23 protein-coding genes and 1 pseudogene are annotated in these 26,397 nt (G+C 60.4%); 12 read left to right on the top strand and 12 right to left on the bottom strand.

Annotated features, from left to right (window positions below; all coding sequences use genetic code 11):
• Positions 1 to 17: 17 nt before the first annotated feature.
• From BLT09_RS00660 to BLT09_RS00635, 6 genes are all read right to left on the bottom strand, one after another.
• The gene (locus BLT09_RS00660; RefSeq protein WP_091589985.1) at positions 18 to 1,190 is read right to left on the bottom strand and encodes a glycosyltransferase family 9 protein; all 1,173 of its coding nucleotides are present in this window, start codon (positions 1,188 to 1,190) and stop codon (positions 18 to 20) included.
• Positions 1,180 to 2,364, bottom strand: a complete 1,185-nt coding sequence (locus BLT09_RS00655; protein WP_139172463.1) for a glycosyltransferase family 9 protein — start codon at positions 2,362 to 2,364, stop codon at positions 1,180 to 1,182. The genes BLT09_RS00660 and BLT09_RS00655 overlap by 11 nt, the downstream gene beginning before the upstream one ends.
• A gap of 8 nt (positions 2,365 to 2,372) precedes the next feature.
• The gene (locus BLT09_RS00650) at positions 2,373 to 3,551 is read right to left on the bottom strand and encodes a glycosyltransferase family 9 protein (RefSeq protein WP_091589982.1); all 1,179 of its coding nucleotides are present in this window, start codon (positions 3,549 to 3,551) and stop codon (positions 2,373 to 2,375) included.
• 6 nt (positions 3,552 to 3,557) lie between these two features.
• Positions 3,558 to 5,363 (bottom strand): ABC transporter ATP-binding protein, encoded by a 1,806-nt coding sequence (locus BLT09_RS00645; protein WP_091589980.1) that lies wholly within the window; start codon positions 5,361 to 5,363, stop codon positions 3,558 to 3,560.
• Positions 5,364 to 5,671: 308 nt separating this feature from the next.
• Positions 5,672 to 6,652, bottom strand: coding sequence for a glycosyltransferase family 2 protein (locus tag BLT09_RS00640; RefSeq protein ID WP_091589979.1), 981 nt, complete (start codon positions 6,650 to 6,652; stop codon positions 5,672 to 5,674).
• 163 nt (positions 6,653 to 6,815) lie between these two features.
• Positions 6,816 to 7,463 carry an FkbM family methyltransferase gene (locus tag BLT09_RS00635; protein ID WP_091589977.1) on the bottom strand — a complete coding sequence of 216 codons (648 nt, stop codon included), beginning with the start codon at positions 7,461 to 7,463 and terminating at the stop codon, positions 6,816 to 6,818.
• Positions 7,464 to 7,881: 418 nt separating this feature from the next.
• Here BLT09_RS00635 and BLT09_RS00630 point away from each other — a divergent pair, with 418 nt between their 5' ends.
• Positions 7,882 to 8,814, top strand: coding sequence for a GSCFA domain-containing protein (locus tag BLT09_RS00630; RefSeq protein ID WP_139172461.1), 933 nt, complete (start codon positions 7,882 to 7,884; stop codon positions 8,812 to 8,814).
• A gap of 146 nt (positions 8,815 to 8,960) precedes the next feature.
• Complete coding sequence (locus BLT09_RS00625; RefSeq protein ID WP_091589974.1) at positions 8,961 to 9,488, top strand: class I SAM-dependent methyltransferase; 528 nt, start codon at positions 8,961 to 8,963, stop codon at positions 9,486 to 9,488.
• 149 nt (positions 9,489 to 9,637) lie between these two features.
• Here the strand turns inward: BLT09_RS00625 and BLT09_RS00620 are convergent, their stop codons facing one another.
• Positions 9,638 to 10,375 (bottom strand): TylF/MycF/NovP-related O-methyltransferase, encoded by a 738-nt coding sequence (locus BLT09_RS00620; protein WP_023799626.1) that lies wholly within the window; start codon positions 10,373 to 10,375, stop codon positions 9,638 to 9,640.
• 302 nt (positions 10,376 to 10,677) lie between these two features.
• Entirely contained in the window at positions 10,678 to 11,250 is a 573-nt protein-coding gene (locus BLT09_RS00615) for a transglutaminase-like cysteine peptidase (protein WP_236473088.1), read from the bottom strand.
• A gap of 567 nt (positions 11,251 to 11,817) precedes the next feature.
• On the opposite strand from BLT09_RS00615, the gene BLT09_RS33365 reads away from it, so the two are divergent.
• Together BLT09_RS33365 and BLT09_RS00610 are read left to right on the top strand one after the other, a co-directional pair.
• Positions 11,818 to 12,063 carry a hypothetical protein gene (locus BLT09_RS33365; protein WP_139172460.1) on the top strand — a complete coding sequence of 82 codons (246 nt, stop codon included), beginning with the start codon at positions 11,818 to 11,820 and terminating at the stop codon, positions 12,061 to 12,063.
• A gap of 174 nt (positions 12,064 to 12,237) precedes the next feature.
• A pseudogene (locus BLT09_RS00610) lies at positions 12,238 to 12,493 on the top strand (transposase domain-containing protein); the annotation flags it as partial.
• Here the strand turns inward: BLT09_RS00610 and BLT09_RS00605 are convergent.
• Positions 12,453 to 13,250, bottom strand: a complete 798-nt coding sequence (locus BLT09_RS00605; RefSeq protein WP_167366275.1) for a phosphotransferase — start codon at positions 13,248 to 13,250, stop codon at positions 12,453 to 12,455. The pseudogene BLT09_RS00610 and the gene BLT09_RS00605 sit on opposite strands and share 41 nt — an antisense overlap.
• A gap of 289 nt (positions 13,251 to 13,539) precedes the next feature.
• On the opposite strand from BLT09_RS00605, the gene BLT09_RS00600 reads away from it, so the two are divergent.
• The 8 genes from BLT09_RS00600 (at position 13,540) to hutC (ending at position 21,692) form a co-directional block, all read left to right on the top strand.
• Positions 13,540 to 14,313, top strand: a complete 774-nt coding sequence (locus tag BLT09_RS00600; RefSeq protein ID WP_091590768.1) for an SDR family NAD(P)-dependent oxidoreductase — start codon at positions 13,540 to 13,542, stop codon at positions 14,311 to 14,313.
• A 102-nt stretch (positions 14,314 to 14,415) separates the two neighbouring features.
• On the top strand, positions 14,416 to 15,561 hold the full coding sequence (locus BLT09_RS00595; RefSeq protein ID WP_091589969.1) for an ABC transporter ATP-binding protein: 1,146 nt from the start codon (positions 14,416 to 14,418) through the stop codon (positions 15,559 to 15,561).
• Between the two features lie 35 nt (positions 15,562 to 15,596).
• Positions 15,597 to 16,703 (top strand): ABC transporter substrate-binding protein, encoded by a 1,107-nt coding sequence (locus BLT09_RS00590; RefSeq protein ID WP_091590765.1) that lies wholly within the window; start codon positions 15,597 to 15,599, stop codon positions 16,701 to 16,703.
• A 129-nt stretch (positions 16,704 to 16,832) separates the two neighbouring features.
• Positions 16,833 to 17,777 carry an ABC transporter permease gene (locus tag BLT09_RS00585; RefSeq protein WP_091589968.1) on the top strand — a complete coding sequence of 315 codons (945 nt, stop codon included), beginning with the start codon at positions 16,833 to 16,835 and terminating at the stop codon, positions 17,775 to 17,777.
• Entirely contained in the window at positions 17,774 to 18,574 is an 801-nt protein-coding gene (locus BLT09_RS00580) for an ABC transporter permease (RefSeq protein ID WP_091589966.1), read from the top strand. The genes BLT09_RS00585 and BLT09_RS00580 overlap by 4 nt, the downstream gene beginning before the upstream one ends.
• Positions 18,575 to 18,609: 35 nt before the next feature.
• Positions 18,610 to 19,932 carry a histidinol dehydrogenase gene (hisD, locus tag BLT09_RS00575; RefSeq protein ID WP_091590764.1) on the top strand — a complete coding sequence of 441 codons (1,323 nt, stop codon included), beginning with the start codon at positions 18,610 to 18,612 and terminating at the stop codon, positions 19,930 to 19,932.
• A gap of 6 nt (positions 19,933 to 19,938) precedes the next feature.
• Positions 19,939 to 20,961 (top strand): zinc-dependent alcohol dehydrogenase, encoded by a 1,023-nt coding sequence (locus tag BLT09_RS00570; RefSeq protein WP_091589964.1) that lies wholly within the window; start codon positions 19,939 to 19,941, stop codon positions 20,959 to 20,961.
• Positions 20,958 to 21,692, top strand: coding sequence for a histidine utilization transcriptional repressor HutC (gene hutC, locus BLT09_RS00565; protein WP_023799637.1), 735 nt, complete (start codon positions 20,958 to 20,960; stop codon positions 21,690 to 21,692). Before BLT09_RS00570 ends, hutC begins: the two co-directional genes overlap by 4 nt.
• Positions 21,693 to 21,865: 173 nt before the next feature.
• Here the strand turns inward: hutC and BLT09_RS00560 are convergent, their stop codons facing one another.
• The 3 genes from BLT09_RS00560 to BLT09_RS00550 all read right to left on the bottom strand — a co-directional run bounded on the left by BLT09_RS00560 (position 21,866) and on the right by BLT09_RS00550 (position 26,378).
• The gene (locus tag BLT09_RS00560) at positions 21,866 to 23,215 is read right to left on the bottom strand and encodes an SLC13 family permease (protein ID WP_091589963.1); all 1,350 of its coding nucleotides are present in this window, start codon (positions 23,213 to 23,215) and stop codon (positions 21,866 to 21,868) included.
• A gap of 225 nt (positions 23,216 to 23,440) precedes the next feature.
• Positions 23,441 to 24,961 carry a malonate--CoA ligase gene (locus tag BLT09_RS00555; RefSeq protein ID WP_091589961.1) on the bottom strand — a complete coding sequence of 507 codons (1,521 nt, stop codon included), beginning with the start codon at positions 24,959 to 24,961 and terminating at the stop codon, positions 23,441 to 23,443.
• A gap of 22 nt (positions 24,962 to 24,983) precedes the next feature.
• Entirely contained in the window at positions 24,984 to 26,378 is a 1,395-nt protein-coding gene (locus BLT09_RS00550) for a malonyl-CoA decarboxylase (RefSeq protein ID WP_091589960.1), read from the bottom strand.
• Positions 26,379 to 26,397: the final 19 nt, after the last annotated feature.

Genomic DNA, 26,397 nt, shown 5'->3' with positions numbered 1-26,397 from the left:
TGCCTTGGGTGGTGGATTCAAACAGTGCTGATGAGTGAGCCCATGTGGTTTTGTGCGTCTTCCATCACCGCAGCCCAGGGTCGTTCCCGCTTCGAGACCAGCACGGCGGAAGGATAGTAGGGCGTGCGGTCGCCCTCGACCGGCCAGGAACGTTTGAAGCCGTCTCCAAGGATGAAGACCGAAGGGATGCCGAGTGCGCCGGCCAGATGCGCCCCGGTGTTGCTGATGGTTACGACGGCGTCCATCGCCGCGACCTGCGCGGCGAAAAGATCCATGTCGACGAGTTGATCCACCAAGACGTCGTGCAAGATGCGCGCGGGATCACCATCGGTCAGGATTTTCAGGTCGGGCTCGATCCGGCCATATTGCAGCGAAACGAACTGCAGGTCCTGTCGACCGAGCAGGCCGCGCCATGCCGTGAGCGGCGGCAGGTCCTTGCCGGGATTGGAGCTGCCCCATGCGACGCCGACCAACGGCCGGCCGTTCCTGCGATAGCGGGCGCGAAGTTCAGCGACCCGCGCCGGATCCGGCTTGAGGGGAACAAAATGCTCCCGGATCGTGGTTTCATCCGTCTCGAACACGGCAGTCAGATGCTGGACGCCGGCAAAGAGCTGGGCCTCGCCATAGGCTGCCTTGCTCCCCTGACCGACGGCCCGCACATCGGCGGCGGGAAATGTCCGCTGAAACAGCGGCACCAAGCGGTGCTCGACCAGGACGATCAGACGAGCGGCCCGGGCGAGCGCGCGGCCGACGGAACTCGCATGGTGGATCGCGGTGGCCAGACCCTGCTTTTCGGTTTCCATCAGATCGACGAGCAGGACCTGGCCCGAGATATCCTGGCCCAGCCATTCGCCGTCGGCGCGGCCCTCGACGATGTGGCGCCGGGCGATCTTGAGTTCGGCCGCCGGGCCGTAGGCGCCCATGCGCATCAGCGCCTTGCTGAGCTCGTCCAGCAGGTGGACCTCGCGCCTCGACTTCGCGATCGATCCCAGCGCCAGGGCTTTCGGCAGCGCCGCCGACCAGTCGCGCGCCTCGATGCTTCGCCTATAATCCGCCATCTGATCGGCAATGTCGCCATCGCGCCAGCGCAGGAAAAGCTGCCGCCGGTGACGACGGAACCAGACCTTGTAATTGTAGCCTGCGAGCGCGACAAAGCGGCGAACACGGCGAAGCAGTTGACTAGCTTCCATCACCAACTCCACCGATGATTTGCGCAACCCGTCCACCTGCTTCCCGCATCGCGGACGCCCACGCCCGGCCGCCCTTTCGCACCAGTCGAACGCTTGGATATGTGGCGACGGTCTCGCCGAAGGCAGGCCACGACAGCCGAAACCCATCGTCGAGCAGGACGACGGTCGGCACGCCGAGCGCTCCCGCCAGATTGGCACCGGTATTGCTGATCGTCACCACCGCGTCGAGGGCGGCGATTTGCGCGGCGAAGCGGTCCATATCCGACAATTGGTCCACGGACGCGTCATGGATGATGCGTCCCGGCGCCCATTGCTCGAATTCGGAGAGCGCCGGCCCGACATCGCCATATTGCATGCTGACGAAATGGCCCGGCAGACCGCCGAGCAGCGCCCGCCAGTCATCCAGAACCGGCAGGTCCTTGCTTTTGTTCAGACTTCCCCAGGCAAAGCCGATCAGGGGCCCCGGGCCATGATCGAGATAGGCGCCGCGCAACTCGGCGACAAGCCGGCGGTCCGGCTCCAACGGAACGAACGGCGCACGCGCTGTCGGCTCATCCGGCCAAAAGTGCCTCGCCAGTGTCTCGAAGCAGGCAAAGACATCGGCGTCAACCGCCGCCGCCGCTTCCGCCTCTGGTCTGACATCGAGCGCGGGATATGTTCTGCGATAAAGTGGCGCCAGTCGCGGCTCGATCAGGACGGTGCACCGGTCGGCGGCCGCGACCACCGGGCCAAGCAGCGACGCGAACTGGAGGAAGATTGCGAGATCGCCTTCGCGCCGCTCGACGGCAAGCCTGCGACCCGCAAGATCACTGCCATCCCATTCGGGCCGGCCGGGCACTTGCTTGCTCGACGCAATCAACTGCCAGGCACGATTGCCGCCGCGGAGGCGTCTCAGTCCACGCCCGGCTTTTTTGACAAGCCCGCGATCGCCAAGCTGCTCACCGAGCAGGCCGAGTGCCAGCGCATGTTCCCGGGCCGCCTGCCAGTCACGCCGTTCGACACTCTGCGCCATCAGGCTCGCATGGCGTTTGACGCTTTCGTCAGCATGGCGCGAGGGGCGCTTAAAAAACTTCTTTGCCCGATCGAGAACCTTCTGCAGCCGCTTGCCGTCAACACCTTGCGGGCGCAGGTCGGCGGCTTTTGCCTTTTCAAGGATGGACCGTCTGCTCGGCACAGCGACCCTCAACTATCGCTGGACAGCGTCGAACGCGCCGTCAGAATCGACGAGAGCCGCCGGCCGACATCGTCGAGCACCATCGGCCACGGACGTCCTTCCTTGCGCATGACGACGCCGTTCGGATACCAGGGCGTTCGATTGCCAGTCACCGGCCACGCTGTTTGAAACTTGTCATCGATCAGGAAAAGGGTCGGCACGCCGAGTGCTCCGGACAGATGGGCCGCCGTATTGCTGATCGTCACCACGGCATCGAGCGCGGCGATCTGCGCGGCGAAACGGTCCATATCAAGCATCTGGTCGACACTGTCGTCATAGATAAGCCGTGCGTCATTGCCGTTGCGCAGGCGCCGCAGCGCCGGCTTGATCTGTCCGTATTGGAGGGAAACGAACGTCGCCTGTGTCCGGGCGATGAACCGTGCCCATTCGGGGAAATCAGGCACGTCCTTGCTATGGGATTTGCTGCCCCAGGAGAGGCCGACCAGTGGCAGATCCGTCATCGAGCGATAGCGTTTGCGGAAGATCTCGACGAGTTCAGGATCTGCCCGCAGCGGCACGAAGTCGGCGGCTAGTCTTTCGGCATCGCGGCCGAAAATCCAGGCGAGATTTTCGAAGGTCGCAAATTTGTCACCAACGACATTCTGCTGCGCTGGGACCACGGTCACGTTGGGGAACGTCCGCTGCACAAGCGATACGAGGCGCGGCTCGACCCTAATCGTCGCACTTTGCGCACATGCAGCGGCGGCGCCGGCCAGTCGCGCATGGCGGATAACCCGGCCAAGACTGCGAGGGTCATCCTCCACAAGATCGATCAGCAGCCTATCCGAACCGAGGTCTTCTCCAGTCCACTCATTGGCACCTTCCCCTTTTCGTTGCCGGCGAGCGGAAAGCCGAAGCTCGGCCGCCCGCGCGAAGTTGCCCAGCCGTTCGAACGCCTGGCCTGCCTTCTGCATCATCTCAGGGTCGCGGGCACGATCGGCCATGATGGCCATTTCATTGGTACTTGCTTCAAGCCCTGTCCAGTCCCTGCGCGCGATCAGCGCGTCGACCTTGGCCTGCTGCTCAAGAACGGAACGAGGCCTGGAGCCGGTAAACAGCGTCCGCACGGCCTTTGTGTATCTGCGCAACCGCAGGCCCAATCCACCAATCACATACCGGATGTAGGAACCGTGGTAAAAACTGGTCATCGGCCTTCAGCGCAATACGCTCTGCCGCAGCTTTTTGCCGCTTTCGACGAGCGGAGCGGACGTCTCCAGATGGAAGATCGAGCGATAGATTTCGCTGCGCCTGGCAAGCTCTTCATGAGTCCCGGAGTCCGCGAGGATGCCAGCGTCGAATACGAGAATGCGATCGGCCGCCTTGATGGTTGAAAGCCTGTGCGCAATGCAGATCACAGTGCGCTGAAATGCATCGTCGAAGGCAGCCTCCATGACCGCCCGTTCGTTTTCGCCGTCGAGCGCGGATGTTGCTTCATCGTAGACAATCACCGGAGCGTCTTTGAGCAGGGCGCGCGCGATGGCAACGCGTTGCTTCTGCCCGCCCGACAGGTTGGCACCGCCCGGCCCGACAAGCGTGTCGAGCCCGCTTTCAAGGTTCGATGCAAAACTTGTGACCCGGGCGAGTTCCGCCGCGGAATCGATTTCTTGATCCGTGGCGTTCGGGCGTCCGTCGCGAATATTGTCACGGATAGAACCTTCGAACAGGAAGATATCCTGTGACACCAGTGCGATATTGTCGCGAACGTCGGCCAGGCTGATCTTGGCAATGTCCTTGTCGTCGATGAAGATCCTGCCCCTGTCCGGCTCCATCAGGCGCAAGATCAGATTGACGATGGTGGTCTTGCCAGCGCCGGAGCGGCCAACGATCGCCAGCTTCTCACGAGGTCGGACCTCGAAGGAAACACCGTGCAGCGCCGGGCTGTTGCCTCCATAGGAGAAGGCCACATCTTCAAAACGGATACCGCCCTCGACGCCGGTCAGTCGCTCGCCTGCGGTTGCGAGTTGTCGCTGTTCGGGCGTGTCGATCAAATCATACATCTGCTCGACGGCAACCATTAGCTTCTGGATATCGACATTGACCCGGGCCAGCCGTTTGGCGGGCTCATAGGCAAGCAGAAAGGCGGTTATGAAGGCCATGAATTCGCCTGGTGTCTTGCCGTTTCCGAGGGTCTGCCAACTGGCATAAATGAGGAAAAGGCCGATGATGAAGCCGCCGCCCGTCTCCATCAATGGACTCATCAACGCCGATGTCCGGTTGATCTGGACGCCGCGCCTTTCCATCTTGCGGACAGCCTTAGCGAAACTGGCGATCGCCTTGTCCTCGAGCTGGAACGATTTGATGGTGCGAATGCCGTCTATGGCTTCCGTGCCGATCGACTGAACCTGTGCCGCCAGCTCTGTTTCGCCCCTTGCCAGCGACTTGATCTTTCGCGTGATCGTGCTCACCGAGAGGAAGATCACCGGCAAAGCCGCCGCCGATACAAGCGACATGGTCGGGTCCTGCACGACCATGACACTTGCCAGTCCGACCAGGGTCAAAACGTCAGAGGCCGTGTTGCTCGTCAGCGTGATGATGACGGACGCACCGGCGCGTGCATTGAACATTATCTTGGAAATGAATTTGGCCGGATGCTGATTGACGAAATGGCCAATGTCGAGGCGCATCAGCCGGGAAAACTGCCGGTGTTGGAGGTCCGACACGATGGCCCTGCGGACGTTTCCGGTCGTAATGGTTTGACCGTATGCCGCGATGCCCTTGACAGCGGAAAGTCCGATGATTGCCGCGCTGATACCCCAAACGGCGGCGGCGTTCCTGTCGATATAGATGCTGTTGATCATGTCACGCATGATCCAGGCAAATCCGGACGTCGCCGCCGCACCGGCAATCGTGCACAGCAAGCCGGCGAGATACAGCTTTATGTGAGGCGGCAGGTTCTCGAGGATCAGGCGCTTGACCAGCGGGTACGCCAAGGCCGCTGAAATTCGTCTCTTTGCGCTCATTCGGTTTCCTGCTGCGATGTGTCGTCGGTGCCAGTTGGCCTTTGCCGATCCATGCGACTTTCGCGACACCGCTCGCACATCTGCTATAAATCTATGTCGGATTGCTTGTCTGTGACTTTGTTCGGACCCGCAGTCAATGCCGAATCCGGATGCCAGCCCGCGTTGACGGGATCGGCGACTATGGGAGCATACACAACTCTCCGAAGGGTCCAAGAGGAATGATCGCCTGGGCTTTGGAATAGAGCCTCTAGCAAAATCGGGCTCCCAACCGCGAGAATTGGTGAGCAGCCAAGGACCGGGTTGTCGATCTAATCATTCCAGGAAATAGCTTGGGTCAGGCCCGCACCGATTATATCCTGAATACCCGAATACCTTTGCGAAATATCGCTCATCACATTGAAGTCCGGCTTGCCGATAGTGGCGGAAAGGTATTCCTTGTATTTTGACGCACCGTTCCAATATTGGCCTTCATCGACCGCGACCTGAGCCTTCGTCGTGAAATTAGAGAAAAACTTAAAATGAAGAAGAGCGCCATAACTCTCCACGTGGTTACGCCAATAGGGTAGCGGAGCGTGAATTGAATTTAAGATCGTCAATCTATCTCCGTATACGAACGGATATTTGGTTAGGGTGTGCGTACCAAACGCCCGGCTTCTCGGGCCACCTCGGATTTTGATATTTTGCGGGCTCGTCGTGTAATCGTATCCTGAAGCATCGAAATGATCGGCTATCTCCCAAGGAGCGCGGTTTGGGTCAAACGGAAAGTCCCTTAAGTCTCCTGCCGGATACATGTCGATCATCGGCGCCAGCAGGTGCTTCATGCCTCTTTTTTGGATCCAACCGGCGAGGTCATGCAGGTCGTGGCGATCCATGCCATCATAAACCAGGTATTCATCCGCATCCACGATCACGTACCACCGGTTGAACCCGTATCTGCGGATTATATCCTGTCGCCAGAAAGTTCCGCGCCCTGCTTCTCCATAGGTCTTTCGTGAGATGAATACGTCCACATCTGGCTGGCTCAACAGAAATTCCCGTGTCCCGTCCTCAGAACGGTCATCGACAATGGCAAATCTGGAAACGCCGATCGATCGATAGTGATCAAGGAATGGAATTATCTCAGGGTATTCGTTCCTGACGACTGCCACAAGCAAGATTTCTTTTTGAGAAACTGGCGATAGATTTCCACGCGCTTCTAAATCGTCTTTCCTCAGCGCATTGCGAAATCTATACTGAATTGTGTCGGCAATCGATCTACGGAAAATATGAAACTGGCTTCTTTTCTTCATTTGAGCTCACAAATTTCAAGGGGCTGGTCCGCACAAGGTCGCAGCGGTCAGGTTCGGATCGCCATGTTTTTTTCGAACGTCGCTCATCACTCGACTTGTTATAGGTGATGGCAAAGGTGGTTATGAAGGCGCGATCCAACTCGTCAACATCCAGTGGAGATGACTAGTGCCAGTCCAAGTTGATTTTATTGGCCCAATCTCGTTTGATTGCTTCGCGGAGCGCGCGCGTACGTTCTGCAAGCTGTGGGATTTTTTTCTCGTGGGTTTCAGCAAAGATCATATCGATCTTGTTCATCAATCCGCAGGATAATATCGATTCGAGCATTGGCACTTCCGCGCCCTCTACATCAATCTTCAGTATCCGCACTGGAGATCCAAGCCCTCTAACGAAATCAACTACGCTTAACTGCTCAACCTCAGTGTAGTCGTCTTTCGAGATGTTAGATTTGTCGGCATACAAGGAAGAGGATTGCGACCAAAAGTCTGGGTCAGAACTGAATTTACGTGACCGGTAGAGCTTCGCAGTCCCGGATTGGTCGGCAAGCGCCTGCTGATAGAGATGGACATTTTTGAATGCTCCAACGTTCTTGCGCAGCCGTTCGAACGTGTAGGGGTCTGGCTCGAAGGCATGAACCGTCGAGCCCGTCTTGGCCAAGGCCGAGGTGATCTCACCCAGATTCGCGCCGGCATCTATGACAATATCGCCTGGCTTCAGCCGCCGGCAGGCCCGTCCGAACAGATACGAAGCATTCCATGAGGGACGCCCGAACCAACGGCTGTAAGCGTGATATTTTAGCAATTTAACGTTCATAGTCACACAAAAAGATCCTGTCGACTCCACTGAACGTCGGCACCAAAATCCTCTATGCGCAAAATCCAGATGAGAGGGAGACGTTCTATGCCAATTTTGGTGCTGCTCTGCAACAGCGTCGCCGCGATTCTTGGCGTGTCTTAGAGCAGTCGCTTTAATGATCGGGGCTTGGGGCCTATTTTCGGTTGGCTTTGAAGAGAGCGTTTGCGACGATAATGGGCTTCCGCACGACGGCAGTGATTGCGAGCTTTGGCGGCGTGCCGGCCGGATTGCGGCCAGCGGGGAAGCGGGCTAAACGTCGGGCATTGCTGTCAGCGGCCAACTATGACGATCATGGAGCGATGTGACATTGCTAGAGCGAGTTCGACGAAAGTATCTTCGGCTCCGCAAGCGACTCGGGTACATTCAACCTATCCATTTGGCGGCTGCGGACAAACTGAATAACAAATATGGCGATTTTTCCAGTTCAGGCGTCATTACAATCCGTAAAAATGCATTATTCACTCGAAAAGATATATTCTTCACGATGGGAAGTTGCTTTGCGGAGGAAATTCGTCTTGCGTTAACAAGCAAGCAGGTCGCCTGCGTTCCGTCTTACAGAAATATCAGTTTCGACCCAGCGCAAGCCATTGTAGATGAGCTGCCCGGGCGAGAGCATATGAACTTCTATAACACCTTCACTGTTCGCCTTCAGATTGAGCAAATGCTCGGCTTGTGGGATCAAGCCAATGACGACTGGTGGCAGATCAAAAAACCTGCGCCTTGGGGTCCGATCTGCTTTCAGGACCCCTACCGCCGTCTCATCCTCGCCAAATCTCCGGAAGTTCTCAAAGAGGTGATCGAGAGCATGAACAGGGAGATGCGGGTTGGCTTCGATGCGGCCACGGCATTCATATTTACCTTCGGAATGACTGAGGTCTTCATCAACAGGGCCAGTGGCAAGGTAGCAGCACAGAAACCGCTTTATCGTGGCGGAGGCGGAATGCAGGAAACGACGCTTCACGTCAGCAGCTTTCAGGAAAATTATGCCAACGTGATGGCTACCGTGGACATGGTCCGTCAACACAAACCCGATGCACCGATAATTCTCACAGTCTCACCGGTTGCATTGGCTCGGACGTTTCAAGACGCGGATGTCGTCACGGCGAACACTGAAGGCAAATCCGTTCTTCGGGCTGTGCTTGGTCAAGTCTGCCGGGAACGGGACAATGTCCATTACCTTCCATCATTCGAGCTTGTCACCTATGGAGGCCTCACTCGTAGCTACGAAGAGGACTTACGGCACGTAAGGAGATCGGTCGTCGACGACATCGTTGAACAGTTCTTCAACGCGTACTTTGCTCCGTCGTAGGCGTCATCGTACGGACACCCCGTGCCCTTGCCGCCGTGACATCGTCTCTTCGTGTGGATGGAGAGTAGCCGCAGCCACTAGACTAGCGCAGCGCGCTCTTGGCCGATATACAACGCCGACCTGGTCCAGCCACGAGAGGCTAATTCATGCTATTTTGGAACACCCGCAAGAAATTCGCAGGAACGTGGGAGGATCGCCTCGACGGGCTGTTTTCGTGCGGGGTAGACTACGCCGGCAAGACGATCCTCGACGTCGGCTGCAACATGGGCATCGTCGCTTATGAAATCGCCAAGCATAGGCCGGCTTACATCCACGGCATCGACATCCTGAAACCGCATATCGGCGTGGCTCGCTCGATCTTTCTGGGATCTGGCGTCGAAAGCCGATTTGATGCCATGAACTTGGGGAGCCGAAAGCTTCCATCCGTTCTCAGGGACAGCTATGATGTCGTTCTGCTCCTCGCTGTTTACCAGCATGTCCGCAGGGGATTGGGCCAGGATAAGGCTGATCGCATCTTTGCCGACATCATCAACCGCGCACAGACCGTTGTGGCGCGAGTTCCAAAAGAAAAAGATACTCGTCTTCAGTCTTTAGTCGAGGGCGCTGGATTCAGCTTATCTCATCGCCACCAGTCGCCGCGCGGTTGCACGGTTCAGGCTTATCATCGCCACTAGGGCTTGTTGCGTTCAGTCCCGCCTTGTCGCGCAGCGACACCTTGCGCTTTGGCGCCCGATATTTCGCCACAGACTGACCGTTCCTATGTCGACCGTGACCGCGAGGTCCGATCGCGAACCTGCGGCTGGTTGACGCGGAATGCCGCGCACTAGCTTGCCTTTACGACAATCGCCTGCCCCGTTGGAAGTTCGATGACGCCTTCCGGGCGGTTTTCGAAAAATTGATCAAAGGCCTTTCGGGCTCCAGGACAGAGCGCAGAGCCGTAGTCGTCACATATGATCATGCCATTCGCGCACACCCGATCGTAGAAGAAGGCGAGCGCGTCACGTGTCGGCTCGTAAAGATCGACGTCAATATGGACCAGGGCGAAACGCCGGTCAGATACGTTGGAAAGAGTTTCCGGTATCCATCCGACATGAAAAGTGGTGTTGCTGAAGTCGGAAATATTCTCTCTGGCTACCTTCTCGTCGGTGCTGAGATCGCCGGACTTCCATGGCGTTCGGCCGTTTGGCTTGCGATCCTCTGCGGTCGGTTCCGAGAGGCCAGCGAACGAGTCAAAAAGGTGGTAGTGCCGTGGCCGAAGATCGCTCATCAGCATGAATATCGTCGAGCGGCCTTGCCTTACGCCGCATTCGGCCACATCACCGTCGATACGCTCGATCGATCGCAAGCAGCTTTGCAGGACGAAAGCCCGGGGATCTGGAATCCCACGGATGTTTTTGACCCGCTGCAGCGCCTTTCGGAAAAACGGCTGGTCTTTCCAGACCATATGACTGGAATAAACATAGAAGCCGTATTTGTCGGCCTTCTTCTGAGAGACCTTATACCAGGCCACGCCTCTGCGTTTTTTCGAAATGACAGCAAGTGCCGCGTCTCTCAATTTCATCCTGTATCCTCCAGCATTCGACATGTCCATAACACGGGCAGAAGAGAAAGCTCTACCGGCATCAGGCGCGGAATGAAATCGAGTTCCGGCTGAGGGGACATTAGCTTATCGAGCGCCGCAAGGAGTGCTTCCCGGTGCTCGTAATAAGCCTATGCCTGGAATGGAACGCCCATGCAGTGCGACTCAAGATCACGGGTCATGTGCCTGGGCCGGTGCGGAACAGGCGCGCAGCCGGGCATCCCTGGCCGTTCTCCGGCATGAGCGCCAGCGCCAGGCATTGTCGATCCGCTAATTCGGGAGGTTCAGTCGACTGCCCCGACCAGTACATCGGGGTGTTCGATTATCGCGACCCAGCGCCCGGTATGCGTAGACGACTGCCTTTTTATGAATCGATATCCAGTTACCGACCAAGGCTTCACATCGTCGTTGAGGTTGTCGAGCACATAGTCGCCTTTGTCGGTCTTGACGGTCAGCACCGCGTGCCCCTCGCCGTCCTGCTTCCTGACGACGGTGATCAGAAGGTTCGACAGCGATATGCCCTGCTGCCTGAGCAACTGGCGCTTGAGCAGGACATAATCCTCGCAGTCGCCGAGCGCGCCGTCAGGATAGGACCAGAATTCCATCATGCCGTGAACGTCCAAATCGCTCGCGGGCCTGACCGATCTGTTCACCAGCTTGTTGACGGAGGCGAGCTTGCCTTCCATGCCCGCGGACAGAAGGACTGGGGCGCTCTTGCCTGATCGTATTGCGCACTCCGCGGCCCGCCGTCTGCAGAATTCGATGTAGCCGACAGGGACGGAGGTTGGCTGCCCGGTGGCCATGGCGCCAGGCACGACGTCGGCCGAAGCCTTCTCCATCGGCGTCGCGGACATCATCAAGCCTATCAGTAGGCCGGCACACAGCCATGCCCGCGGTACCACCAATCCCATTCGCCCCGCCCCAGAGGTAACAACCCGAAACAATCTTTAATACCGCGTTACCATCTTTTCATAAGCGCATCAACACAGCCGCCGCACAATTTAAAGCGACGGTCGCGAACCACCTGATGGTGGGCCGATCAGCAAATTATGCGTTCACCCGATCAGGGGAATTGTCCCGCTTTTACGTCATCGGCGTTCTTCGGCAGCTCCGCTTACCTGGACCTGATGACCGGCGCCCGACAGGTATCTGGCCGCGCAAACGCCGACAGGCGGCCAAAAAAATTGTAGCCAAATTTGTCGAAGTCCAAGGGCTGCGGGACCTCGCATGGATTCTCATACATTCGGATACACTTCGATAGCACTCGGGCAAACCTCTGCGACAGGCCCAACCTAGTTTCATCCATGAGCAGGAAGCCTCGTCATGATGGCGAGACAGAGAGCCGACGGGATTTCGCAAAGCAGGAGTCAATTCCGCGCGAGCCGCCGTCGGCGGGTCTGCTCATTATTGAAAGGAACAGTACGATGAACAAACTTGTAACCGCTATCGCCCTCCTCGCCCTGTCGACAGGAGTCTCGCTCGCTGCCAATCAAAACCCGGACCGCGACCCGACCCGCGGCTTCCCTACTGGCGTCGACAACAGCGGAATGACCTTGGATACCAGTCACACAGCTTCCTTGCCACTATCGGTGGCAACCACAAAGGAAGAAGGACAGCCACAGCCCGGCAAGGTGCTTAAGGGTCGTGCGCCATGGGCGGGCGGCCGTTGATACGCTGAACTTTCCCTCCCATGCAAATTGTCCAATCACCCCGCATTCAGCGGGGGTGGTTGGACAGGGCTGGAAGAAAGTTGTGCCGCCATGAATGAATTGACGTCTCAGGCGACAACATTGACTGTGTGAGGCGCCTCGCAAATGACGCTGGTCTCTAGGAAGATCGGGCGGGTTCACGATGGTCGGATTTGTCTCACCAACAACGCTGCCGAACAGGCGCTGCGTGGTTTTGCTCTCAGCAACAAAGCTAGTTGTCCCCGGGGTCCCGAACGAGGTGCCGATCGGCCGCCTTCATGGCGACGCTGATCGCCACCGCCAAGCTCAACGAAGTCGATCCCAGGCGTGGCTGGGCGATGTCCTCGCTTGCATGGCGGACACCCCGATCACTAAGTTCGAGCAATTGCTCCCTCAATTCTTCCTCGGTTGAGCGCAAAAGCCTCAGCCTCGCGTCGCCAGTGCTCAAAGTGGCCGCCCAGTCGCAATCGATCCGCTGCTTGTGCGCCCAGGCCGGCTCTCACTCTTTCTTCATCTCCCATATCAACCAGCACTTCCATCACCATGTCTAGCAATGCTTGATCAATCGGAACGCCGTAGTGGGCGCAGAACCGTATCAGCCGTCTGCTGCTGTTGGCGACGTCAGCCTCCGTGTATGGCTTTATCTCGGGTGCGCTAAAACAAAGCGGAGTCATCCAGTATGCCGCATAGGCGACATCGCGCAGCCGAGGCCCCGGTCCCGCGAGATCGAAATCAATCACTGCGTAGGGGATCCGGGCCGAGAAAACGAAATTATAGGGCGCAAAATCATTATGGCAGATCACTTCATGACGCCGACGATCTTGATATGAGAAGGTCCAGTCGTCAGATTCCAAAATAAGAAAATCCTTCGTCGCATCGTGATACCGACGCAACAATCCGGCCGCCGAGAACAGGGCTTCGTCGGTCTCCCAAATGCGGGGGTGGACGCCGACCTCGCCGTGAAGGTAGCTCAGAATCTCTCGCTGCTGACCATCGATCCCAAGGAACCGTGGACTGCCGTTAAAGGCTTTTGACTCAAGATGAAGCAGCAATCTGTGGATCGCCGGGCTCGATCGCGACATCGCTCGTCGAACAGTGTCGCCCACCCGCACGACGCCAACGTTCACGTTCCCTCCACCCAAGACGATCTCCGGTTCCGGCAAAGCCATCCTCCGCATTTCCTGTACTCAGCAAACGGTCCTCCCGAAAGATAGCAGATTTGTGCCCTGCCTCGGGCCGAGACCCGTTGCTGTCGGGATTTCTCCCCGGCTCTATCGAGGACGTGGCCTTCGGCGAATGCTTATGCTCATCGTGGGTGCTGGCGAGGTGGGAAGACCCAGCGCGTGTCGCTTTGGTGGCGAGCGCGAGCAGCAGCGCAACATGTATAGACAACCGGCCGCAACTGGTGTTCGTTTCCAATCCGACCGCATGTTTTTTTTGGGAATGCAGGAAACCGCCATGGACGCCGCTCGCCTGTTCGACCTGACGGGAAAAAAGGCGCTGGTGACGGGCGCCAGCCGCGGCATCGGCCAGGCATTGGCGGAGGCGCTGTCGGCGGCCGGCGCCGATGTGGCGGTGACCGCCCGCGACGAAAATTCCCTTCGTGAAACGGCGGACCGAATTAGCGCACACGGGCGAAGGTCGCTTTGCCTGTCTCTTGACGTGCTCGACACCGATCGCATCCGCGCCGTGGTCGACGAGGTCGCGGATGCCTTTGGTCGGCTCGACATTCTGGTCAACAACGCCGGCTACGAAAAAGTCCAGCCCTCGCTCGACGTGGACGAGGCGGTATGGGACCGCATCGTTTCGACCAATCTGAAGGGCGCCTTCTTCTGCGCGCAGGCTGCGGCGCGGCGGATGGCTGACGACAACAGCGGTGGCGCGATCATCAATCTTTGCTCCCTGACCTCCTATGTCGGCATTCCGACCGCGGTACCCTACGGCTCGTCCAAGTCTGGGCTCCTGGGCATGACCCGCGCACTCGCCGCGGAATGGGCATCGCTCGGCATCCGGGTCAACGCCATCGCTCCGGGGTATTTCCATACGGCGATGACGGACGCCTTTTACCAGGATCCCGACTGGCAGACGGCGATGCTGGCCAAGATCCCGCAGCGGCGCTTCGGCACGATGCAGGATCTGGCCGGCGCTGTCGTGTTTTTGGCGAGCGGGGCATCCGCCTATGTCACCGGGCATTGCCTCCCGGTCGACGGCGGCTATCTCGCATCCATCTGAGCGACTGAGAGGATCGTGTAGACCGAGCTTGTATATGGTTGTATATACCACCTGACACGCTGGGCGTTCTTGCATGCGACCGGCGACAATTGGGGAACCACAATGCAGGAGCGTTTTCGGGCCACAGCTTCGCACGAAGCGGAAGGCGACGGGGAAATCGCCGTCACGGTCCGCAACGTCGGGATGGACTTCGATGGGGTTCAAGCCGTCAAGAATGCGTCCTTCGATCTGCCGAAGGGCCGGTTTCTCACCATTCTCGGGCCGTCTGGGTCCGGCAAGACAACCCTCCTGCGGATGATCGCCGGGTTCCAGACCCCGAGCAGCGGCGAGATCTTCATCAACGGTGAAGCGGTGAGCGCGGTGCCACCGCACAAGCGGTCGATCGGTATGGTCTTTCAGAGACTTGCCTTGTTTCCTCATATGACGGCGGCCGAGAATGTCGCCTTCCCGCTGAAGATGCGTCGGCGCGACGCACGCACCATTCCCGATCGCGTCGAGCGATATCTCGCGCTGGTGCGGCTCGGAGGCTATGGCGGCAGGCGCATTCACGAACTGTCCGGCGGGCAGCAGCAGCGCGTCGCGATTGCGCGCGCGCTGGTGTTTGAGCCCGACCTGCTGCTTCTCGACGAGCCGCTCGCCGCACTCGACCGCAAGCTGCGCGAGGAAATGCAGCTCGAATTCCGCCGCATCCAGCGTGAGCTCGGCGTCACGACGATCAATGTCACTCACGACCAGCGCGAGGCGCTGGTAGTTTCCGACGATATCGTCGTCATGGATCAGGGCGAGATCCAGCAGAAGGCACGGCCGATCCACACCTACCGCCAGCCACGCAACGCCTTCGTCGCCAATTTCATCGGCGTCACCAATTTCATTGCCGGCACGGTACGGGCCGTATCGGAAATGGGCGATGTTTCCATCGTTCGGGGTGATCTGATGCTTGCCGGAAAGGTCGGCGATCCGGTCAATCCGCCTGCCGAGGGCGACAAGGCATCGGGAGTGATCCGCGCAGAGCAGATCCGTCTCGCCGGCGATGCTGCGCAGCTGTCGAAGCTCGATTGCATGCTGGCCGGAACTGTCACCGACACCATCTTCGAAGGCGAGCGCATGGTCTACGAGGTCGCCTGCGCCGCAATTGGCGACGAGGTCATTCGCGTTTTCGACCATGATCCCGCCGCGCACACGCAGTTCGACATAGGCGAAAGCGTGTTCCTGGGGTGGAATGCCAGGGACATGCTTGTTTTTCGATAGAACCGGAGACCGGTCAAACCCAGAGGAGAATGCAGATGAAGCGCTTCAAGCCGAAGATATCCCATCTTTCCCGCAGAACCTTCCTTCAGGCCACAGCTGCGCTCGGCGGCGCCTCGGCGCTTGGCCTGCGCGGTGTCTATGCGCAGGAGCCGGAAAAGCCGGCGGAGATCATCGTGCGCGCCTGGGGCGGTAGCTGGGTGGATAGTTTGAAGGCTGGCGTGTCCGACAGCTTCACCAAAATGACGGGGATTGCTGTCCGTCACGACCTGACCGAAGACAACGAGATTCAGCCCAAGGTCTGGGCGGCGGTGGCGCAGAAACGCGTCCCGCCGATCCATATCAACTGGGACACCACCACCAATGCCACGAAATCGGCGCTGCGCGGCGTGACGGAAGACCTCTCCGACCTGCCGAACCTGGCCAATGTGACGGACCTTGCCAAGCCCGCCGGCCTGGAAGGTTTCCCGATCGTCAATACCTACGGTTATGTCTATGTGCTTGCCTATCGGCCTGCGGCATTCCCGGACGGACCGCCCAAGTCCTGGAAAGATCTGCTCGACCCGAAGTTCAAGGGTCGACTTGCCTTCTACAATGACGGCATCGGCTTCCATTTCCCCGCCCAGGTCGCCGGTGGTGGCAAGCTGGAGGACATACCGGGCAACATGCAGCCGGCATGGGATTTCATCACCAAGATGAAGGCACAGCAGCCGCTGCTCGGCGAGGATCCCGACTTCACCACCTGGTTCCAGAACGGCGAGATCGACGCCGCCTGCACCATCTCGACCAACGCCCGGGAGGCGCGCAAGAACGGCGTCAAAATCGAATGGGTGGTGCCGGAAGAGGGTGCAAAATTTGACACTGACGGTCTGTGGATCCCCAAGGGCCTGCCGGAAAACGAACTCTACTGGGCCAAGCAGTACATCAATCACGCCTTGACCAAGGAAGCCCAGCAGATCTGGCTGGACGGGCTTGGCTTGCCGGGCGTGGTGCCGGGCCTCACGCCGCCCAAGGATCTGGTGGGCGATCCGTCCTATCCGACCACCGAAGCGGATTTCCAGCGCCTTATCCGCATCTCGTCGAAGATCCAGGTCGAGAACGAGAGCGAGTGGTTTTCCAAGTTCAAGGCGATCATGCAGGGCTGACGCCGGTCGGCCGGTGCTGCGCTAACTCTTTGTTTTTACGCAATTCCGGACGGAAAACCGCTATACACTTTTCCTGGAATTGCTCTAGCGCGGCACCGGCTCCTTGACGACGTCGGATACGGATTTTTCATGCGGGCAGCCAGGACAGCCTATCCCCTGACATGGCGCATCATGGATGCGTTGGAAGGCGTTGCCGCCGCTATCTGGCCGGCGCGGTTCAGGCGCGCTACGCCCTATCTGATGCTGCTTCCGGCGGTGCTGCTTGTCGGGCTGCTCGTGCTTGGTCTCATCCAGATCGCGGATGCCAGCCTGCGCACGCTCGACACCACCACCTTCCAGTTCTCCGACGACTATTCCATCGCCAATTTCCGCCGCGCGCTGACCGAGCCACTGTTCCTGGTCGTCGCGCAGCGCAGCCTCGTTGCCGCCCTGATCGTCACCGCGGTGACGCTCGTCTTCGCCTTTCCCTACGCCTATCTGATGGTGCGCACGCGTTCGCCAGGATTGCGCAAATTCCTGCTGATCGCGCTGTTCCTGCCGTTCTTCATCGGCCAGGTGGTGCGTGCCTATGGCTGGCTGATCATCCTCGGCAACCAGGGCATGGTGAACGAGGCGCTCGGCCTTGTCGGGGTGGCCCCGATGCGGCTCATCTATAACTACCCCGCCGTGCTGTTCGGCCTCGTCCAGTACATGCTGCCGTTTGCCGTACTGATGCTGGCGCCGGCGCTCACCGCCATTCCCGAAGAGCTGGAGGCAGCCGCTGGATCGCTCGGCGCGAACTGGGTTCGCACGTTCATCCACGTCGTGCTGCCACTCGCTCGTCCAGGCTTCGTCGGCGCCGGCGTGGTGGTGCTGACGCTTTCGCTCACCGATTTCGCAGTCCCTGCGATCCTTGGCGGCGGCTCGCAGGATTTCATCGCCAACGCCATCTACGACCAGTTCTTCCGCACCTCCGACCAGGGTCTCGGCGCGATGCTGGCGCTTATGCTGGTCGCGCTCGGGTCAATCCTTGTCGGCTTGGTGTTCGCGCTGTTTGGAGCCGGAACGCTCGCCATGGGGAGGTCGCGCACGTGATCGGCTCGCGCAGCAAATCGATTGTCCTGTGGACCCTGGTGACGATCGCCCTGGTAACCCTTTCGGCGCCGACGATCGTGGTGCTCGGCGCTTCCTTTACCGACGGCAACATCATCACGTTTCCGCCGGATGGACTGTCGCTGCGGTGGTACGCGCGTATTTCGCAGGCCTCCGACCTGCGCAATGCTTTCATGCGCACGCTCCAGGTCGCGACGGTCTGTACGATCGTTGCCATTCCAGTGGGCACGCTGGCCGGCATCGCGCTGGCGAAATATGCGGTGCGTTTTGAGAAGACGATCCAGATTTATCTGCTGCTGCCATTCACCATCCCGCTGATCGGATCGGGCATCGGCCTCATGCTGATCTTCGGCAACGCCGGCATTCTCGGCCAGCTCTGGCCGGTCGGCATCGCCTGCTGCGTTATCAACCTGCCCTTCATGATCTGGGCGGTCACGGCGAGCGCCACCGGGCTTGACCCGGACCTTGAACTGGCCGCCGCCAATTGCGGCGCGCCGCCGCTCCAGGTGTTCTTCTCCGTCACCTTGCCGGCGGTCATGCCGGGGGTGATCACCGGCTCGCTGCTGATGTTCATTCTTGCGCTCAACGAATTCCTGGTCAGCCTGCTGCTCGTGGATGCGCGAATCGTGACGCTGCCGGTGCTGATCTACAACTCCATCCGCTCGATCATCACGCCGGATCTCGCCGCGATCTCCGTGGTCTTCATCGCCTGCTCGGCCGTCGCCGTTTTCCTGCTCGACAGGCTGGTCGGGCTCGACATCTTCCTGAAATCGAAATGAGGAAAGCCGGCTCGTCGGGCCGCAAAGGAAATCCTATGCCAAACGTATCATTCCACGACCTGAGCCAACTCGACGCCGACGCTCGTGCGGCATTGATGCGGCGCTCAGAGACCGATCTCTCCGGCTTCATGGAGAAGGCCGCACCAATCGTCGAAGCGGTCCGAACAGAGGGCGACGCCGCGCTCGTTCGCTTCGCCCGCGACTTTGACAAGGCAGATCTCGATGCCGCGCGGCTGAAGGTCAGCCCCACCGAGTTCGACGCCGCCTTCGGCATGGTCGACGAGGACGTGATCGCCGCCATTCGCTTCGGCATCGACAACATCCGGCATTTCCACGAAGAGCAGAAACCGGAAGCGATGTGGCTCAAGGAAATGCGGCCCGGCGCCTTTGCCGGCGACCGCTTCACGCCGATCCGCTCGGTGGCGCTCTATGTCCCGCGCGGCAAAGGGGCGTTCCCTTCGGTGACAATGATGACCGCAGTGCCCGCAGTGGTGGCGGGCGTCCCGGAGCTTGCCATCGTCACGCCGCCGGCGCCCGATGGTTCGGTGGATGCAGCGACGCTGGTTGCGGCGCGCCTCGCCGGCGTCGAAACGGTCTACAAATGCGGCGGCGCGCAGGCGGTCGCCGCGGTCGCCTACGGCACAGAGACGATCACGGCCGCGCTCAAGATTGTCGGTCCGGGCAGCCCCTGGGTGGTTGCAGCCAAGCGGCTGCTTGCCGGCGTCATCGATCCCGGCCTTCCCGCCGGTCCGTCCGAAGCGATCATCCTCGCCGACGACAGCGTGCATGGCGGGTTGGCCGCGCTCGACCTCCTCATCGAGGCGGAGCACGGACCGGACTCGTCGGCCTATCTGGTGACCCACAGCCGCCGCGTGGCGGAGGAGGCACTGGCCGCGCTGCCGGAGCACTGGGCGCGCATGAGCGAGCAACGGGTCGCGTTCTCCACCGCGGTGCTGACCGGCGCCTGTGGCGGCATCGTGCTGACGGCCTCGATCGAGGAGAGCTACCGCTTCATCAACGACTACGCACCGGAGCACCTGGAGATCCTCTCCACCGATCCCTTCGCGCATCTTGGCCACATCACCGAAGCTGCCGAGATCCTGATGGGACCGCACACGCCGGTTTCGATCGGCAATTTCGGGCTGGGCCCCAACGCCGTGCTGCCGACCAGTCGCTGGGCGCGTACTTGTGGACCGCTCTCGGTCACGGATTTCGTCAAGCGCTCTTCGATCGGCTACGTGACGGCCGCGGCCTATCCGGAATTCGCGCGCCATGCCCGCACACTTGCCCGCTATGAAGGCTTCTCCTCGCATGAACACGCCGTCTCCAGCGTGCGCGACCGATATCTGGCGCGGTAGCGGAGGATGAAGGCGGCCAGACTCCATGCGGCGGGTGATTTGCGGGTTGAGGACGTGCCATCTCCCGGCGAACCAGCGCCTGGCTGGGTGCGACTCAAGGTGACGGCCGCCGGCATTTGCGGCTCCGATCTCCACAACTTCCGCACCGGTCAGTGGATCAGCCGCGCGCCGAGCGTCGTTGGACATGAGTTTGCCGGCGAGGTGACTGCCGTGGGGGCCGGCGTGTCCCAGTTTGCGCTCGGAGAGCGGGTTGTGGCCGATTCGCGCTTCTGGTGCGGCGAATGTCCTGCTTGCCGCGCCGGCCGGCATAATGTCTGTGCCACACTGGGCTTTGTAGGCGAGGTCTGCGACGGCGGCTTCGCGGAAGAGACGCAGCTGCCGGCGCGGCTGCTCCTGCGCCATGACCCGGCGCTCGATCCCGCAATCGCCGCCATGGCGGAGCCGCTGGCGGTCGCCCTGCACGCAGTGCGGCGGCTGTCGGCGCCGGCCGGGGCGCCGGTGCTTATCGCTGGTTGCGGCCCGATCGGCGGGCTGGCGGCGCTGCTCCTGTCGCGGCGCAGCGAGAGACCGGTGCTCGTCGCCGACCGCAATGCAGCGCGTGCGGATCTTGTGGCCGAGGTGAGCGGCGCGACCGTCGTCGACCTGGACGCCCTGCCCTGTGATCCCAATCTGCGCCATGCCCCCGATCTACGCCATGCCATCGACGCGACGGGCAGCGTGGCGGTGATGGCGCGGCTGCTCGATGTCTTGGCCGGCGGCGGCACGCTGGCGCTGGTCGGCATTTCGCATGGCCGCCTCGACCTCGACTCCAACTTGCTGGTCGAGCGCGAGATCGCGCTTGTCGGCTGCCACGCCTTCGCCGACGAGCTTGCGCCGGCCGTCTCGATGCTTGGCGATCTCGCGCCCGCGCTGTCGCGCTTCGTGTCCGACGAGATCGCGATCGGCGAAATTCCCGCCGCCTACCAGCGCCTGATCGACGGCGCGAGCGACGGGTTGAAGACCATCGTCCGAATGGAGAGCGGACGATGATCAGGCTTACCGAAACCGCCGGGCCGCTCTACGAAAAGGTCAAGGACTACGTGCTCGGCAACATCGGCAGCGGCAACTGGCCGAAGGACCGCAGGCTGCCTTCCGAAAACGAGCTGGTCAGCACGCTCGGCGTCTCGAGGATGACGGTGCACCGGGCGCTGAGGGAACTGACCTCGGAAGGCCACCTGCTGCGCATCCAAGGCGTAGGCACCTTTGTGGCGCCGCCGAAACCGCAATCGGCCCTCATCGAAATCAGGAACATCGCCGGCGAGATCGCCGCGCGCGGCGCACGCCACAGGGCCGAGGTCATCGTCCTCGAGAAGATCCGCAACCCGGCGCTGGACCTCGTCGTCGCCTTCGAGTTCACGCGCCGCAGACCGGTCGCCCATTCGATCATCGTGCATTTCGAAGACGATGTGCCGGTCCAGCTCGAGGAGCGCTTTGTCAATCCGGCGCTCGCACCGGACTACCATCGGCAAGATTTCGTGGCGACCACCACCTACGACTACCTGCAGCGGGCGACGCCGCTGACGGAAGTGGAGCATGTGATCTCGGCCGTCGCCGCAGAAGAGATGGCGGCCCGCCATTTGAAGATCCGACCCGGCGACCCCTGCCTGCTCCTGCATCGGCGGACCTGGTCGGGCGCGGCGGTCGCCACCGTCAACAAGCTCACCTATGTCGGCAGCCGCTATTCGCTGGGCAGCCGCTACGCGCCCTCACCCGCCGCATGAGCAGCGACAGCCCAGGCAGGGCGGGCGGCGCTGTCGGCCAAACGGCTGCCTTGATAGGCAATCAGCTCCGCCTGCGCCGCCGTTTTTCTTGTTAACGCCGATCAGATCATTTCGGGTCAAGTCTGGCCGCCGGTCAAATTGCACCGGAGCGGCCAGACTGATTGGCCGACCGTTCAAACCAAACCGGGGACCACGAAAACCAGCCAGGCGATGACAGGGCCGATGATGGCGATAAGCGCGCTGTAGATCAGCAACGTCTTCAGCACGCCCTCGCGCTCTGCTTCCCGGGCATTGGCGACGACCAGCGCACCGTTGGTCGAAAACGGGCTGGTGTCGACGATGGTGGTGGAGATCGCGATCGCCGCAACCACACCTATGGCACTGATCTGTCCCTGCAGGAGGAAGGGCACGGCCAGTGGAATGATGGCTCCCAGCAATGCCGTGGACGAGGCGAATGCCGATACAATGGCGCCGGTGAAGCAGAGGAGGAGTGCAACCAGCAGCGGCATGCCCAGGCTTGAAATGCCTTGGGCGACGTAGTCTATCGTGCCGATCTTCTCCATGACGCCGACATAGGTGATGATGCCGGCGATCAGGAGCACCGTCGACCAGCTGACCTTGTCGATCGCTGCCTTTTGGGTCTTCGGCGAGAGGAGCGCGAGCGCGACCGCGACGGTGATCGCCACCAGGCCGACATTGAACTTGAAGACGAGTGCGCCGACCGCGAGCGCGGTTAGGCCGACTAATGTCGTCAGCCTTTCCGTAGTCAGGCCGGAAAGCGCCGACACATTTTTTGTCTGCTCCTCAAAGACGTGATGGCTGATCGGAGTAGCCGGCGTGCCGCCGTGGCCGACGATTGACTGCGTGACGCCTTCGGGGTGGAGGTCAGGCAGCGGTCCCGACGCGACCGAATACTTACGCAGCACCTTCGAGCCGCCGAAGACGAAGAATACGAGGACGGCGATGGCCAGGTTGAAGAAGAAGCTGGAGAGAAACAGTGATGTCGGCGCGAACGGCAACCCCGCCTTTTCGACGATCTGGTTGGTGATGCCGCCATAGACGCTGATCGGCGAAAAGCCGCCCGCCTGTGCACCGTGAATAACCATCAATCCCATCATGACCGGATTGATGCGGTACTGGAACGCAAAACCCAGCGCCACCGGGGCCAGGATGGCGACCGCCGCAGGTCCGAGCGCACCGAAGCCGGTGATGACGGCCGCGACCAGGAACATGACCCAGGGAATCCACGCCACATGTCCGCGCACCAGTTTGACCGCGCCCTCGACCAGCCAATCGATAGTGCCGTTGATCTGGGCGATGGCGAACAGGTAGGTAATGCCGACCAGTGTCAGGAAGAGGTCGCTCGGGAAGCCAGCAAATATTTCCGCCGGCTTCATAGCCATGACGAGCGAGCCGACCAGAAAGGCGCATGCGAAGGCGAGTGCGCCCATATTGATCGGCTGCATGGTGGCGATCACGAACATGCCGACCAGCAGCGCGATCGACAGAATCTGGATGTTCATAGCTTCCTCCCTCGGGAAACGCCTTCAGGCGCCCGTTCTCATTTCCATCGGTGGTAGATCAGCCTGCTTTGGTCTCGCTCCCAAGCCCCAACGCAGGGTCGTCAGCGCCTCCTAGAGCCGGATGATTTCAGGTCAAGTCGACCTGAAATCTGAATCCGGTTCTAAATCAAAGAGATAGAGCATGATGTCGTCCGAAAACCGCTTCACACTTTTCGGCATCATGCTCTAGGAGGCGGGCATGTAAAGATTGCTGAACCGGTCGCGCAGAAGGTTCTTCTGCACCTTTCCCATGGTGTTGCGCGGAAGGTCCTCGGCGAAGATCACCCGTTTCGGCTGCTTGTAGCGCGCGAGGCGGTCGCGCAGCGCGTTCAGCACCGCCTTTTCGTCCATTGTGGCACCGGGCTTGAGCACCACGATGGCCGTCACCCCCTCGCCGAAATCCGGATGTGCAATGCCGATCACCGCGCTCTCGGCGACGCCGTCGAGTTGATCGATCTCACCCTCGACTTCCTTCGGGTAGATGTTGTAGCCGCCGGAGATCACCAGGTCCTTGTCGCGGCCGACGATGTGGAGATAGCCCGCCTCATCGATCTTGCCGAGATCGCCGCTGATGAAATAGCCGTCCTTGGTGAACTCCGCCGCGGTCTTTTCAGGCATCCGCCAATAACCCCGGAAAACGTTCGGGCCCTTGACCTCGATCATGCCGGTTTTGCCTGGTCCGAGCGTCTCGCCGGTGGCCGGATCGGTGACCCTCACCGACACGCCCGGGAGTGGGAAACCTACTGTCCCTGCCCTTCGCTCGCCGTCATAGGGGTTTGAGGTGTTCATGTTGGTTTCGGTCATGCCGTAGCGTTCGAGAATGGCGTGACCGGTGCGCTGCTTGAATGCGGCGTGCGTTTCAGCGAGCAACGGCGCCGAGCCGGAGATGAACAGCCTGATGTTGGCGACCGTCTCCCGGTTCAGGCCCTCATGCTGCAGCAACCGGACATAGAAGGTCGGCACGCCCATCATCAGCGTCGCCCGCGGCATCAGAGAAAGGATTTCCTCCGGATCGAACTTTGGCAGCAGAAACATCGAGGCGCCGGCGATGAGTGTGACATTGGTCGCCACGAAGAGCCCATGCGTGTGAAAAATCGGCAGCGCGTGGATCAGCCGGTCGGCTGCCGTCACCTGCCAGCATTCGCGCAGTGCTATTGCATTGGACAAAAGGTTGTCGTGCGTCAGCATTGCGCCCTTGGAACGGCCGGTGGTCCCGGATGTGTACAGGATCGCGGCGAGATCGTCAGGCGCGCGCGCCGCGTCGAGAAAATCGTCAGACTCGTCCCGGGCCAACTCCATGAGCGACCCGGCGCCGTCCGCATCGAGCGTTTCGACAATCGCGCCGTAGCCGTGCGCGATCGTCTCGACATCAGTTCGCGACTTCGAGGAGACGATGACGAGCCGCGGTTCGGCGTCACCGATAAAATAGTCGAGTTCAGTCAGCGTATAGGCGGTATTCAGCGGCAGATAGATCGCCCCGCAGCGCACGCATGCGAGATAGAGCATCAGAGCCTGCGGGCTCTTGTCCACCTGGACCGCGACGCGGTCGCCCGGGCGAACGCCGAGCACATCAATTGCGCTGGCGATCTGTCCGGAGAGCCGCAGCGCATCTGCATAGGTCCAACGCTGACCATCAATGGTCTCGATGAAAATCGACTCGCCTGACTTGGCGGATGCTCGCATGGCGTCGAACAGATGATTGCTCATTGAACTCCTCCCAATCTGCTTATTAGGTTTTCTGCATTTCGGTGCGGCGTCGACGAACCGGGGCCGCGATATCGGTGTCGGTCGAAGCGGTTGCCGCCAGTTTTCTCACCTCCGGCGAAGCAGCGATCTCGCCATGCTGCGCCAAGGCTTCGTGGTTCGCCTCGATGTCGTCCAACTTGTAAAAGTAGTTGACCATCAAGCCGTGGGACTGCCGCATCGCCTTGGCGGAGCGATCGGCGAGGAAGTTCAGCCGTTCAAGGCGAGCGCCGTTGCCCAAATGAAAACGCGCCACAGGATCGACCGGCCGTCTGCCGGTGGCCCGTTCCCTAATGAAATAGCGTGCGGCGAGCGGGAGAAGCACCGCTTCAACGAGCCGTGCCTTCTGCGGATTGTCCGCCCAGTTCGGATCGTCCAGTAGCTCGAGCGTCTTGACGGTCCGATCATCGAGGCTGGCATCGGCCGCCTTGCGCAGTCTTGCCAGCCAGCCAGCGAAACCCGGAACCGGCGACAGCGTCACGAAGGTCTTCAAGCCGGGCAGGTCGCGGCGCAAATCCTCCACCACCTGCTTGATCAGAAAATTCCCGAAAGAGATGCCACGCAGTCCGTCCTGGCAGTTGGAGATAGAATAGAAGACAGCGGTGGTGGCGTCCTGGGCCGTGATCGGCGAACGGTTTACATCGAGCACATCAGCGATGGCAGAGGGAATCGCCCTGGTCAGCGCAACCTCGACGAAGATCAGCGGATCGTCTGCGAGACGCGGGTGGAAGAACGCAAAGCATCTGCGGTCGGCTGGAGCTAGCCTCCGCCGCAGCTCCTCCCAGCCGGCGATTTCATGCACCGCCTCGTATCTGATGATCTTCTCCAGGATGTCAGCTGGCGTCGACCAGTCGATCGGACGCAGCGTCAGAAAACCGCGGTTGAACCACGAGCCGAACAGGTGGGCGAAGTCGGCATCGACGGCGCGAAACGGTTCCGTCGCATCCTTCATGGCCAATAGGCGCTCGCGCATCTCCACCAGCCTTGCCGTGCCTTTGGGGGCCAGGTTCAGTCTGCGCACCAGTTCCTGGCGACGCGGCTCGGCGGCCTGGTGCAGTTCGATGACGGCGTCCGAACTCCTGTCGCTGCGGTAGCGCTCGATGGCTTTGTCAAGCTTGGCGATGTCTGGGCCGAACTGTTCGTGCAGCATACGCACGAAGTCTTGCTGACCGGCCGCGTCCAGTTGGGCCCAGCGCTGAAGGACCTCGGCGGCCAATGCCATGCCCGAGGCCTCGCCCCGGCTCGACAACAGCATGTCGCAGAGTGTTTCGATATTCGTCTCGGCTTGGACCGGTTCGCTACGCGCCCCTGCCGCAACCAGCCTGCGGCCGCGATCGGTAATGCTTTGCACCATATCGCTAAAGAACGAGATGCCTGCCATGTCGGAGTCCCTCCTGGCA

This window comes from Mesorhizobium muleiense (assembly GCF_900099905.1).
Lineage (GTDB): Bacteria > Pseudomonadota > Alphaproteobacteria > Rhizobiales > Rhizobiaceae > Mesorhizobium > Mesorhizobium muleiense.
The sequence above is the reverse complement of the archived record's forward strand: the minus strand, read 5'-3'. Positions and strand labels throughout refer to the sequence as shown.